Origin of the sequence: Capnocytophaga sp. oral taxon 903 (assembly GCF_013394785.1) — a bacterium.
Lineage (GTDB): Bacteria > Bacteroidota > Bacteroidia > Flavobacteriales > Flavobacteriaceae > Capnocytophaga > Capnocytophaga ochracea.
On sequence record NZ_JABXYW010000002.1, the window covers coordinates 2,388,082 to 2,401,541 of the forward strand.

Genomic DNA, 13,460 nt, shown 5'->3' on the forward strand with positions numbered 1-13,460 from the left:
TTTAGGTAAGAGGTAACATTCAGTATATAGATAATATGTATAGTTTATCTATTAAAAAAGCGTTTTCTTATGACAACTTTTGCTCTTGTGGGGCGCAACATTGGCTATTCTTTTTCTCGAAAATATTTCACTGAGAAATTTAAACGAGAAGGTATTAATGATTGTGAATATATCAATTTTGATATACAAAATCTCAATGAATTACCCGCTCTCTTAAAAAGCACTCCCAATTTACGAGGAATGAATGTTACCATTCCGTATAAGCGAGAAGTAATAAAGCTACTTACTGCCATTGATACTACTGCACAAGCCATTGGAGCTGTAAATACTATAAAAGTCACCCCTGATGGACTCGTCGGTTATAATACCGACTACTATGGCTTTAGCAAATCATTATCTCCCTTATTGCGACCACAACATACTCACGCTCTTATCTTAGGCACGGGAGGTGCATCGAGTGCTGTTGCTTATGCACTCAAGCAACTAAATATTGATTATCATTTTGTATCCCGCACACCACAGATAAATCAGTTTACTTACGGAGAACTTACCAAAGAGATTATAGAAAATTATCATCTTATTATTAACTGTACTCCTTTAGGTACATTTCCTAATATTAACGACTGTCCTCCTATTCCTTATGAATATCTCACTCCTGAGCACTTGCTTTATGACCTTATTTATAATCCTTCACAAACTATATTTCTACACAGAGGAGAAAAGCAAGGAGCTACCATTTGTAATGGGCAACTAATGTTAGAACTTCAAGCTGAAAAAGCGTGGGAAATATGGAATAAAGAATAAAAAGCAGAGAGTTTTTTATTTTTCTCCTATCATTATGCAATAAGGACGACGTATTTTCTTGCCACTCTTAGAAACAAGTGTTTCTTCAAAAGTGTACTCTTTGATATTCTTAAACCCTATGTGTGAGAGTATCTTTCGCACTTCGGAAACGGTATAAAACTTAAATCCCACTTGTGCAAAAGGAGCTTTCTCACCTACTGACTTGTCAATAAAAGTAATCACTACCTTTCCCATAGGCTTGAGCAACTGATAAATATTGCGATAATAGCGAGTAGGGCTTTTGAGAAAGTAAAGTGTATTGACTGAAAAGCAAACATCGAAAAGTATATTAAACTCAAGTCTCTCATCCGGTTGTACTTGCAGAAAAGAAACAAATTGTTGCGCTACCAATTCGGGATTGCTTAAAGCAGCTTCAGTTATCATTTCCACAGAAGTTTCTACTCCTGTATAGTGAATGGTTGGCTCTTTTTCAAATAAATAAGGTAAATGGCTGGCATTGCCGAAGCCAATTTCTAAAACATTGCTATTGGGCAAAAGTGATAAACAATCAATAGTATTGAAAATCATAGTGCGATTGGAAAAGAAAGTATATTCACCTACTTCTTTTGCATATATTCCGCTGGGGCAACGCAATAACTGCCCTAAAAGTTGCATATCGGTTACTGGAGGATTCATTATTTCTATTTAGTATTTCAAATAGTTAGACGGCAAAGGTACATTTTTTTCGCATAATAGTTTGCACAGTTATACAAAAGGAAGTACTTTTACCGCTTCAAAAATAACCACCTTTTGGTTATTAATATATCATTTTAATTATATTATCTATAAGATTATGAAGATATTAGTATGTATCAGTAGCGTCCCCGACACTACTTCGAAAATAAAATTTACTGATGAAAATAAGAAGTTTGACCCTACAGGAGTGCAGTTTATCATCAATCCTAACGATGAATTCTGCCTCACTAAGGCAATCTTACTTAAAGAAAAGTTAGGCGCTACTATCACCCTTGTGAATGTAGGCACCCAAGAAACAGAACCCGTATTGCGCAAGGCTTCCGCCATTGGTGCTGACGATATTATCCGTATTGATGCCACTCCTACTGATGCTTTTTTTGTAGCTACTCAGTTGGCTAAGGTAGCTAAAGAGGGAAATTACGACCTTATCATTACAGGAAAGGAATCTATTGATTATAACGGCGGAATGGTGGGAGGATTTTTGGCAGGATTACTAAATCTACCCTTTATCAACAAATGCATAGGTTTAGATATCAATGGGACAGAGGTAACAGCCGAACGAGAAATAGATGGCGGTAAGGAAAAACTCTCCGCAACTCTTCCGTTAGTAATTGCCGGACAAAAAGGACTTACACAAGAGAAAGACCTTCGTATACCAAATATGCGCAACCTAATGGCAGCTCGCGCTAAAGTAATTACTGTGTTGCCTGCTGAAAATACAGATACGAGAGTAACAACCATAGGTTTTGAAAAACTTCCTACCAAAAAACCTGTAAAAATGGTATCGGCTGATGATTTAGATACTCTTATTGATTTATTACACAACGAAGCAAAAGTAATTTAATAAAAAATGTCCATACTCATATATATAGATTCCGAAAACGGAAAAGTAAAGAAAAGTAGTTATGAAGTGGCTACTTATGCCAAAACTCTTGCTCAGAAACAAAATACCAAAATAGTAGCAATAGCTATCAACATTGATAATCCTGAAATGTTAGGCACTTATGGTATTGATAAAGTATTGAACGTAGCCGATGAAAAGCTACAACACTTTTCGGCGAAGGCTGTAGCACAAATATTAGAACAGGCAGTGAAGAAAGAAGGGAGTACAACGGTGCTTTTCAGCGCCTCGTCGCAAGCCAAGAATATTGCCCCTTTATTAGCCATTTCTCTACAAGCAGGTTATGTACCTAACGCCATTTCACTCCCTGAAAACGATTTTACTATTAAGAGTAATGCCTTTTCTAACAAAGCCGTAAGTTTAAACAAAATCACAACACCTATAAAAATAGTAGGATTAGCTCCTAATGCCTTCGGAGTAAAAGAAAATCCTACTCCGGCAATTGTAGAACCCTTCTCCCTTACCCTTTCAGATAGTGATTTCGATATAAAGACAATCGCTACCGAGAAGGCTACAGGAAAAGTACCGTTAGACGATGCCTCTATTGTGGTATCAGGAGGACGCGGATTAAGAGCCGCCGAGAATTGGCACATAATCGAAGATCTTGCCGAAGTACTCGGCGCTGCCACCGCTTGTTCTAAGCCTGTGGCCGATATGGGTTGGCGTCCACACGCTGAACACGTAGGACAAACAGGGAAACCCGTTGCGCCTAACTTGTATATTGCCATTGGCATTTCAGGGGCTATACAACACTTGGCGGGGGTTAATGCCTCAAAAGTAAAGCTGGTTATTAACACCGATGCCGAGGCTCCTTTCTTTAAAGCTGCCGATTACGGCGTGGTAGGCGATGCTTTTGAAGTTGTTCCTAAGCTTATAGAAAAACTAAAAGCTAAACTTTAATATTTGTAATAACTTTTCACGGCTGGGAAATGCCCAAGAAACTGTGAAGATTTACAACAAATACAAAGAATGCTATACAGATAGCAAGAGAGACTTTTCAATAAACTAAACTGATGAGTTAATGAGTTAATTTGTTACTATAGTAATTGACTTTTTAGCTCATCACCTAATCAAAAAATTGAACAATGCCTTTATTCAAAAAAGACCCTTTCGGACATACACTTTTCGTAAAACGATGGCTCATCCGCGTTTTTGGTATCCTTACTCACAGCAGGTATGATGGTTTTAACCAACTGAAGATTGAGGGTTCGGACGTTATTCGCGAGTTGCCACCACAGAATGTACTGTTCATTTCAAATCACCAGACTTATTTCGCCGACGTAACGGCTATGTTTCACGTGTTCAACGCAAGTCTTAAAGGTCGTAAAGATACCTTGGATAATATGGGCTATCTGTGGAACCCAAAACTCAACATTTATTACGTGGCGGCTTCCGAGACTATGAAATCAGGGATTCTGCCCAAAATATTAGGTTACGCAGGAGCTATACCGGTGAACAGAACTTGGCGCGAAAAAGGGAAAGAAATACACCGCGAAGTCCGCCGAGTTGATGTAGAAAACATAGGTATCGCCCTTGCCGATGGTTGGGTGATTACTTTCCCGCAGGGCACTACCTCGCCGTGGAAACCTATCCGCAAGGGTACTGCACACCTCATCAAGCAATACAAACCTGTGGTGGTGCCCATCGTAATCGATGGATTCCGTCGCTCGTTTGATAAAAAGGGAATAAATATCAAAAAGAAAGGAGTGCAACAATCGATGATTATCAAATCGCCTTTGCAAATAGATTATGAAAATGATACGGTTGAAGAAATTGTAGCTAAAATAGAAATGGCTATCGAACAACATGAATCATTCCTTAAAGTTAAGAAATTAGACGGTGAAGATGCTCCTAAAACAGTAACAACACCACAACCCTAATTACTGATGATGATAGGGCTCATTACGGAGAATCGTAAAAGCACGGTAGAGTTGTTCTACAAAAAATAGGCGTATCATTTGGTGTGAAAAGGTGAGTTTGGAAAGTGACAACTTGCCATTAGCACGGTCGTATACTTCTTTTGAAAAACCATAAGGTCCCCCAATCACAAAGGTGAGCTGCTTGATGCCGGCATTCATTTTCTTTTGCAATTCATCGGCAAAAGCTACTGAGGTAAACTCTTTGCCACGTTCGTCTAAGAGTATCAGATGATGAGACGAGGCTACATTGCCGAGGATAAGCTCCCCTTCTTTTGCTTTTTGTTGTTCTTCCGATAGTGATTTGCTATTCTTAATATCGGGCAAGAGTTGCAATTCAAAATTGATGTAATACGAAAGTCGTTTTTCATACATATCAATGAGCTGTTGCAAAGCAGGATTATCGGTCTTGCCCACCGCGAGAAGTTTGATGTTCATTATTTTTCAGAATAAAAGCTAAAAGGTAAAAAATAAAAATAAGGTTATAAATCACAAACAAATACTTCAATGTTTTTCCTTAAAAGTGTTTGCCTTATAAGTTTCTCAATTCTGTCCCAAGAGCCTCCTGCCAATCCGCAACCTATGCGAGGCATTTGCACTTTGGCATTTATTTCATAAGCAAAATCAGTTATTATTTGCAATCCTCTTTTCACAGCCTCGTAACGAATAGGCGGGTTGCCGTTTTCATCATTGTATATATTGTGTTGCCCAATGAGATTGGCAACCCATATCCTCTCTTCTACCGACACAAATTGTACCTCTCCCAAGGCAAAATCTTCACCTTCTTTATACCATTGTTTGTATTGTTTTTCGGGGTATTTCCAGCGTTTAGAAAGTGCTAACACAAATCCCTTTCCCCAAGCGCCTATATCATTACAAATATGGACAATAACAATGTTCCCTTCGACTTGTGGCACCGTAGCATCTGCTTTTAAATAGTGTATCATCGCTTAAATCTTTTGTTATTTTGGCAAAGATAACTAATTTTTATTAACACTACAAAAACAATTTTTTATTACCTTCATCACAATAAACAACTCTTTTTTTACTATTTAAGGCAAATTCTATATTAAAAACTTTTATAAGGGAACAGAATACTTATAATAAATTATACAAGTACACTATTTAGATTCATAAAAAAACTTTGTCAAAGTACTTAAACTTTGACAAAGTTTGTGATGTGAAGGAGATTGGAGACTTTTCTCATCTCTTTTTTATAATGCAAGAGTGATTATCATTATTGTTTTATCATTAGAAAAAGAACCTTTCTTTTTCTCCTTTTTCGTTCAAGATTTCTAACGAGTTACGATTGCGTGAAGAAAGGGTAGACATTATATTTTTCAATTCATCTACATCTTTAATGGTTTTTCCATTCACTGAAAGCAACACTTTTCCTACTATATTGATATTATTGTACTCATAAAACTGACCCGCAGCAGTAACCTTCACTCCGTTTTTAGTTTTAAATCGCTTGTGGTCGGTATCTGAAAGGTTTTTCACTTCTAAACCTAAGGATTGTATTACATAAGTAGTATTTTTCTTAAGTGTAATATTGGCAGTGCGTTCTTTACCTTCGCGTACATAAGTTACTTTTAGCATATCACCAGGACGTTTAGAAGCGATGTGACCACTAAGGTCAGAGTATTTATGTATCTTCACATTGTCAATTTGCTTGATGATGTCACCTTTTTTAAGTCCGGCAGCTCCTGCTCCTGACTCATCATCTACTGAATCTATATAGAACCCTTCTGTTTCTTTTACGTTAAGTTTTTTGGCTACTTCGGAGTCTAATCCTTGTCCGCGTACGCCCATCACCCCGCGTTGTACATTTCCGTATTCTATCAAATCTTCTACCACTTTCTTAGCAATATTACTAGGCACGGCAAACGAGTAGCCCATATACACACCCGTAGTAGATGAGATAGCTGTATTGATACCAATGAGGTCACCGTTGAGGTTTACCAAAGCTCCCCCACTGTTCCCCATATTCACCACGGCATCGGTTTGTATGAATGATTCTATTTTATCGCTACCGCGCTCGCTGATGTTACGCGCTTTCGCACTGATGATTCCCGCAGTTACGGTAGAATTTAAGTTGAAAGGATTCCCTACTGCGAGTACCCATTCGCCTACTTGCGTATTATCGGAGTCTGCAAAGGTGAGGAAAGGTAGTTTTTCGTCGGCTTCTATTTTCAGTAAGGCAATATCCGAAGAAGCATCTGTGCCTATAAGTTTAGCAGTATAAGTTTTATTGTTGTTGAGAGTAACCTCCAAAGTAGTAGCATTGGCAATCACGTGGTTATTGGTAACTATATAACCATCGGGGGTAATGATAACGCCAGAGCCTGTACCTACTTGGGTTTGTTCGCCTCCACCATTACCGTAAAAAAGGTCGAAGATAGAGGTAACGCCTCCTTGTGATTTTACAGTGTTCTTCACGTGCACGACGCTATTCACCGTTTTGTTAGCCGCTTCTACAAAGTTAGTTTCACCTGCTACCGTCCTTTCAGGAGTAGTGTGATTAGTTTGTACCAAAGCAGGACGTGAGAGCAAATCAAGCGCCTCTTGTTTGGCGTCGTGTTTATCTATAAAGAGTTTATACCCTCCTAAGGTCATAGCTCCGCCGAGAAAGGCAGTAGCTATCATTGTTGCATAATTTTTCATCATATTCTTTGTTTTACTAATTTGTTTTATATCGTAAAACGATTAGGCAACAACTGTGCCATTTTAATGACCAACGGTAAAAGCTTCTTTAATTTTCTCTACTTCAGCTCCTATATCGCCTGCTCCTACGGCAAGTAATAATTTTGGTTGTTTTTTAAGCAATAAAGGTATCAATTCTGCTTTGCTCACCAATATTTTCTGTTTAGCCGTTACTTTGTCTAACAATACTTGTGAGGTAATACCTTCAATAGGCAGCTCTCGAGCTGGGTAAATATCCAATAGAACTACATCGTCAAACTGTGATAGGCTTTTTGCAAAATCGTCTAAAAAGTCACGTGTACGAGTGAACAAATGGGGTTGGAAGACAATAGTTTTAGGAGTGTGTGGGTACATCTCCTCTACTGCTTGGAACAACGCATTGATTTCCGAAGGGTGATGTGCATAATCGTCTATAAAAGCAAAGTTGTCTTCCTTGATAATATATGAGAAACGCCTTTTCACACCTTTGAATGTAGCCAAATGAGGGAGCAACTTTTCAGGGGCAAATCCTGCTTTTACCGCCATCGATACGGCTGCTAAGGCATTGAGTAGATTATGTCTTCCTGGCTTCAATAAAGTATAGTCTTTATAGACGCCTCCTTTATAATGAAAATCAAAATGGTAAATACCGTTCTTTACGGTTATATTTTGGAAAGTATAATCGGCATTATCTTCTAATCCGTAGGTCTCACCTTCTATATCTAAACCATTGCGTACTATAAGACTTCCCCCTGGTTTTATCTTACCTGCAAACTCTCTAAAACCTTCTATCAAGTGTTGTTTATCGCCATAAATGTCGAGATGGTCGGCATCCATAGAGGTGATACAAGCTATATTGGGCGAGAGTCGCAAGAAGGAACGGTCGAACTCATCGGCTTCTGCCACAGTGTACTCACTGCCTTTCAGTACTAAGTTGCTGTTGAAGTTTTCAGCAATCCCTCCTAAAAACGCACTTACTGAGACTCCTGCTTCCACTAATAAATGGGCGAGAATACTTGAAGTAGTGGTCTTACCGTGCGTACCTGCCACTGCAAGACAGAATGTATTTTTGGTGATAAACCCTAATACTTCCGAGCGTTTTACTACTTCGTAGCCATTTTGCTGAAAATAGTTTAATTCCTTATGGTCTTTGGGTACGGCAGGTGTATATACTACCAACGTAGTGTGCTTGTCTTTAAAAGAGGCGGGAATAGCATTTACATCATCGGTAAAATGTACTTTTATACCTTCTTTTTCGAGCATTTCAGTAATTTCAGTGGGGGTACGGTCATAACCACACACCTTTTTGCCATTGGCATTAAAATAACGAGCAAGGGCGGACATTCCTATGCCCCCTATGCCTATAAAATAAACGTTCTGTATAGGTTGTAAATCCATTTGTATAAAATGCGAAGTAAGAGGTAAGAGTTTTTAATTCTTCACTCAATTACCTCATAATTTTTTAGTTTCTATTAGCTTTTTTGAAGCATCGTATTTGCGAACTTCCTTTTTCTTAGTATCAGTTACAGTGTAATTGTCTAATTTTCCATTCTTGTAGATGGAAACAGTAGTCTCTTTTGTACTGCGGTCTTCACAAGTTTTTTGGCTAATTACTCCTTTGTCATAAGTTTCACGACAATTGCCGTTTTCAGTAACATACCATTTTTCTGTAATTTTCCCAGTTGGGTCATATTTAGTAGTGATTTTGCTATCCACTTGGTCTAATTTCAGCTTCCCGTTTTGGTAAAATTCCTTTGTAGTACTCTTGATTGTATTCACTTCTTTGCTGGGGTTACCATTCTTGTGGTAAGTAGTAACTACCTGGTCGGCTCCTTCCTTCAAGTTGGTGTGTATTTCTATCTTTTGGGCGAGCTTACCAGCGTGGTCAAACACGTGTCCTTCAATAATGTTCCCTTTGAAGATGTTTTTCTTGCGCAATCTACCTTCGGTATTGAATATGTGTATTTCCGAGAGCTTCCCATTGGCGAAGATATAGGTAGATTTTAGGTTTTTTTCCTTGTTTTCAAACTGCCCTTCACCTACAAACTGCCCGTTGTTGCCTATCTCGAATTCAAAGCGCTGTTCATCGTTGTCAATAACGTAATTCCCTTTCGGCAGAACTACCTTTCGTGTCATATACGCTTGGCGAATCATATCGCTATTAATACCTGCCGAATTGCCCGATTTAAGGTTTCTTTGTAACTGCAAATATGCGTCGTAATTTACGTATTCCTTCACTTCCACGATGCCTCTTTTAAATTCATCGCTTTTAGTATCTATAAAAAACTGTTTTCCCAATTGGTTTTGCGCAAAAGTAAATGCGGCACACCCTAGCGCTATAAATGTAAAAAGTCTCTTCATCTGTTCTAATTCTTATTTTCTAAGATAATATTTACTATTTCCTCAGTAGCATTAGGCAAAGCCAACGTCTTAATGTGTTGCGACAGGCTCTGCTGTTTTGCCTCATCGTTTATGAGTTCGGTAAAAGTAGTAGCAAAAGTAGTGCCTAAATCTGTTTCGCGTATCAAAATAGCAGCCTGTTTTTGCTCAATAGCTCGTGCATTTTTGGTCTGGTGGTCTTCTGCCACATTAGGCGAAGGAATAAATATCACTGGTTTCCCCACTACACACAATTCGCTCACCGAGCTAGCTCCTGCGCGAGAGATAATTACGTCGGCAACAGCATAAGCCAACTCCATTTTGTCAATAAAAGCCAAAACTTTCACTCGCTCGCTTTCATATTTCTTGTACTCTTCATAATACAGTTTACCACACTGCCATAACACTTGCACCCCAAGTTTTTCAAATAAAGGCAACTGCTCTTCTACCAGCTGATTGATGCGTCTGGCACCCAAACTACCCCCTAATACCAATAACGTTTTTTGCTCAGAGTTTAGCTGAAAATATGTGAGTCCTTCTGTGCGGTGCTTTGCTATATCCAAAAGCCCATCGCGAATAGGATTACCTGTTTTTACGATTTTCTCTTTGGGGAAGAACTGTTCCATTGCATCGTAAGCCACACATATTTTTTTTGCCTTTTTGGAAAGCATTTTGTTGGTAATACCCGCATACGAATTCTGTTCTTGAATGAAAGTAGGAATACCCATTCCGCCTGCTACCTTCACCACAGCACCGCTGGCAAAACCTCCGGTACCTATCACGGCATCGGGTTTAAAACGCTTGATAATGCTCCGAGATTTCAGCAAGCTACTGATGAATTTTAAGGGGAATAGCAGGTTCTGCAAGGTAATTTTACGCTGAATGCCCGAAATCCAAAGCCCTTCAATAGGATAACCCGCCTGTGGTACCTTTTGCATCTCCATACGGTCTTTGGCGCCCACAAACAGAATGTCGGCATCTGGAATACGTCTTTTCAATTCATCGGCAATAGCGATAGCAGGAAAAATATGCCCGCCTGTACCTCCTCCTGATATGATAAACTTTTTCATTTCTCGTTCTAATTTGGTGCAAAAGTACGCAAATCTTCACAAAAAGCAATATTATTTAAGCGTTTGCTTAATACTGCTGTTGATAGCCTTAAAAACTTCACTGTTTTGATGAGGCACACAGTCCTGCACCCAATACCACCAAAAATAACCGCCCACGTAGTTCTTTACATATTTAGGCATCGCATAATAGTGCTCAGCTCTTTGCACTTTACTCTGTACAGAGTACTTCTTATAATCGTTGTTGCCACACTCTCCTATGCCTAATTTAACCTTCGGAAAAATAGACTCTAAATTGTTAAATACCTCTTGCCAATTAGGCTGATAATTGCCGTTATCATCTTCGTAATAGCTTACTAACAGGTAATCCAACTGCTTTTTCATATCTTCGGGAATATATCTTTTTAGCCAATCCTCCATCGTCACCTTTTGGTCACCTGGTTTAAAATAGTAGCTCACAAGTACTGTTTTCGCATTTTTACTGCGGATAAACTTATAAGCACCATAGGCTTTATCGGCAATAAACTGAGGGTCGTCACCCATCCAACCTTCTCCGTTAATTTCATTGCCCACTTCCCAAAAATCCGTATATGCCGATAGTTCTTTATACGAATCTTGAAATCTCTTTACATAACTATCTACGTTAGTGTATTTTTTCATATCTTCGGAATCGGCAGGTGTTGCCATCACATAAGCTACTTGATGAACAGCCGAAAAAAGCGGTTTGTAATTAGCTATCGCTGTACCCTTGGACATCACAATGCGCACCGTAGGCTTTACAGGCATCGCCTTGATAGCACTCACAATCTGCTGAACAGTAACTTTGGTTTTATCCCAACTGTCGTCTATAGTAATGCCATACAAATAGGCTTTCGTAGGGGTATTAGGTTTGGGATTATCAGGCTTGGGTTTGTCTGGAATTGGCTTATCAGGGGTAGGTTTATTAGGGTCTGGTTGGGGAACTTCGTCATTGTTTTTATGGCAAGCTATAAAAACGATTGCCATACATAAGTATAATATTCTTTTCATTTGTTAAACAATTTTATTCTGAAAGTGCAAAGGTACTATTTTTATTACAAACTGCTTCAAAAAAAATCATCTGAAAAATCAAAATCTACCCTTTCCCCCTCAGCTTTCGCATTTACCCCATTCTTTCTTCGCTTTAGTGTTATAAATTTTACCAAAATTTGAAGCTTTGGCAAACTTGAAGCCTTCCACTAACCTTCTTTTTATCTCTATTTCAACTCTAACTTACCTTCGTCATTCGTTCGTCTTTTCTTCGTTCATTGTTCGTCTTTTCTTCGTCTTTTCTTCGTCTTTTCTTCGTCTTTTGTTCGTCTTTTGTTTATCTGCCCGTGCGGCTCGCACCGTCTTTTGTTCGTCTTTTCTTCGTTCATTGTTCGTCTTTCCTATAAGCTCTCCATATCTACATTATTTCATTCTCTCGCACCCATTTGTTAATTCTCAAATTTGCTAATTTGCTAATTACACCTGCCTGTGCGACTCGCACCGTCTTTTGTTCGTCTTTTCATTATCTGCCTGTCGTGCTACGACTGCCCGTGCGGCTCGCTCTGCCTATCGTGCTATAACCTCGCATCGGTTTTCTTTTAAAGCTTGTCCCCCTTCGGGGGTTCGGGGGCTTTCGCCACACTGTCACTCGTCATTGATTTGGTATTTTTGGCAAAGTTGAAAGCTCCCAATAGTCTCTTTCTTATCTCCATTATATCCTTATTTTTAATTTGTCTTTTGTTCATTCATCAGGCATTCTTAAACCGCCATAGACCCACTATAGACCCACTATAGACCCACTGTAGACCCACTGTAGACCCACTGTAGACCCACTGTAGACCCACTGTAGACCCACTGTAGACCCACTGTAGACCCACTGTAGACCCACTGTAGACCCCATTGTAGACCCACTGTAGACCCACTGTAGATCCACTGTAGACCCACTGTAGACCCACTGTAGACCCACTGTAGACCCACTGTAGACCCACTCTTTATTCATCTATCCTATAAGCTTTGTATAAGCCCCCACCTAATTAACCATTAACCACTAATCATTAATCACTAATAAAAAACCTCCAAAAAGCTATTCGCTTTTTGGAGATATTCTTATTTTTATCGTACTTTTTACTGATAAAACAGTTTATTTGATAGGCGTTTTAGGCAAGGTAACTTCTCCTGGGTCTTTCCAAAGCCCATCTTTGATAGCTCTTTTTTTAGCCGCTTCAGCACGTTTCTCGCTATCAGGGTGTGAACTCATCATCTTTTGGAATTTACTTTGGGTTGCTCCACCTGAAAGCAAAGCCAATTTCTTAAATGCTGTATAAACAGCCACCACATTATAACCGTGTTTCTTCATAAAATTGTAAGAATATTCATCGGCTTGTGATTCTTGTTTTTTGCTGTGTTTAGCATCAAGGATAGCATTAGCCATTTCACCCAATTCAGTGTCGCTTAGTTTTCTTACAACCCCCGAAGCCGAGCTTGCAGCATCTTGTGCAGCAGCACGCATATAAGCAGATTTGATAGCATCTTTAGTGTCCTCATTCTTCACGTGACCTATTTCGTGACCGATAACTGCCAATAATTCATCATCAGTCATCAAATCCATCAACGATGAAAACACACGTACACTCCCATCAGCACAAGCAAACGCATTGATATCGGTTACCAGATACACTTTGTAATTGAGCTTCAAACCGTCCTCATTTTGGTGTTTCCCAAACACACGATTCAAGCGTTTAGTATACGGACTGTTTTTGCCTGCTACCGGATTATGAGCATCCATCCAGTCTACTGATTCCTTTGAAAGCCTTTTAGCATCTTCATTAGTAAATGATAAAGCTTGTGCTCCTTTTGTAACAGCACTTGCGGCTTTCCCTAAATTAATTTTTTGAGCTTGTCCCATAGAAAATAGCCCTATAGACATTGCAATTAAGATAAAATTTTTCATTTGAAATTCTTTTAATA

13 protein-coding genes are annotated in these 13,460 nt (G+C 39.0%); 4 read left to right on the forward strand and 9 right to left on the reverse strand.

Annotated features, from left to right (window positions below; translation table 11 throughout):
• Positions 1-69 precede the first annotated feature (69 nt).
• Positions 70-804 (forward strand): shikimate dehydrogenase family protein, encoded by a 735-nt coding sequence (locus HW279_RS09985; RefSeq protein ID WP_178958873.1) that lies wholly within the window; start codon positions 70-72, stop codon positions 802-804.
• Positions 805-819: 15 nt separating this feature from the next.
• Here the strand turns inward: HW279_RS09985 and HW279_RS09990 are convergent, their stop codons facing one another.
• Entirely contained in the window at positions 820-1,479 is a 660-nt protein-coding gene (locus tag HW279_RS09990; RefSeq protein ID WP_178958874.1) for a class I SAM-dependent methyltransferase, read from the reverse strand.
• Between the two features lie 157 nt (positions 1,480-1,636).
• Here HW279_RS09990 and HW279_RS09995 point away from each other — a divergent pair, with 157 nt between their 5' ends.
• The 3 genes from HW279_RS09995 (at position 1,637) to HW279_RS10005 (ending at position 4,320) form a co-directional block, all read left to right on the forward strand.
• Positions 1,637-2,383 carry an electron transfer flavoprotein subunit beta/FixA family protein gene (locus HW279_RS09995; RefSeq protein ID WP_178958876.1) on the forward strand — a complete coding sequence of 249 codons (747 nt, stop codon included), beginning with the start codon at positions 1,637-1,639 and terminating at the stop codon, positions 2,381-2,383.
• Positions 2,384-2,389: 6 nt separating this feature from the next.
• Positions 2,390-3,340 carry an electron transfer flavoprotein subunit alpha/FixB family protein gene (locus HW279_RS10000; RefSeq protein WP_178958878.1) on the forward strand — a complete coding sequence of 317 codons (951 nt, stop codon included), beginning with the start codon at positions 2,390-2,392 and terminating at the stop codon, positions 3,338-3,340.
• Between the two features lie 185 nt (positions 3,341-3,525).
• Entirely contained in the window at positions 3,526-4,320 is a 795-nt protein-coding gene (locus tag HW279_RS10005; RefSeq protein WP_178958880.1) for a lysophospholipid acyltransferase family protein, read from the forward strand.
• Here HW279_RS10005 and rlmH read toward each other — a convergent pair whose 3' ends face one another.
• From rlmH to HW279_RS10045, 8 genes are all read right to left on the reverse strand, one after another.
• The gene (gene rlmH / locus HW279_RS10010) at positions 4,321-4,794 is read right to left on the reverse strand and encodes a 23S rRNA (pseudouridine(1915)-N(3))-methyltransferase RlmH (RefSeq protein ID WP_009412231.1); all 474 of its coding nucleotides are present in this window, start codon (positions 4,792-4,794) and stop codon (positions 4,321-4,323) included.
• Positions 4,795-4,838: 44 nt separating this feature from the next.
• Complete coding sequence (locus HW279_RS10015) at positions 4,839-5,303, reverse strand: Appr-1-p processing protein (RefSeq protein WP_178958882.1); 465 nt, start codon at positions 5,301-5,303, stop codon at positions 4,839-4,841.
• 304 nt (positions 5,304-5,607) lie between these two features.
• Complete coding sequence (locus HW279_RS10020) at positions 5,608-7,023, reverse strand: S1C family serine protease (protein WP_178958883.1); 1,416 nt, start codon at positions 7,021-7,023, stop codon at positions 5,608-5,610.
• Between the two features lie 60 nt (positions 7,024-7,083).
• Positions 7,084-8,436: a UDP-N-acetylmuramate--L-alanine ligase gene (murC, locus tag HW279_RS10025; RefSeq protein WP_178958884.1), complete on the reverse strand. Its 1,353-nt coding sequence runs from the start codon at positions 8,434-8,436 to the stop codon at positions 7,084-7,086.
• Between the two features lie 54 nt (positions 8,437-8,490).
• On the reverse strand, positions 8,491-9,399 hold the full coding sequence (locus HW279_RS10030) for a hypothetical protein (RefSeq protein ID WP_009410129.1): 909 nt from the start codon (positions 9,397-9,399) through the stop codon (positions 8,491-8,493).
• Between the two features lie 5 nt (positions 9,400-9,404).
• Positions 9,405-10,487, reverse strand: coding sequence for an undecaprenyldiphospho-muramoylpentapeptide beta-N-acetylglucosaminyltransferase (gene murG, locus HW279_RS10035; protein WP_178958885.1), 1,083 nt, complete (start codon positions 10,485-10,487; stop codon positions 9,405-9,407).
• A gap of 51 nt (positions 10,488-10,538) precedes the next feature.
• Entirely contained in the window at positions 10,539-11,489 is a 951-nt protein-coding gene (locus tag HW279_RS10040) for a hypothetical protein (protein WP_178959048.1), read from the reverse strand.
• A 1,144-nt stretch (positions 11,490-12,633) separates the two neighbouring features.
• Positions 12,634-13,443, reverse strand: coding sequence for a M48 family metallopeptidase (locus HW279_RS10045; protein ID WP_009410124.1), 810 nt, complete (start codon positions 13,441-13,443; stop codon positions 12,634-12,636).
• Between the last annotated feature and the right edge of the window lie 17 nt (positions 13,444-13,460).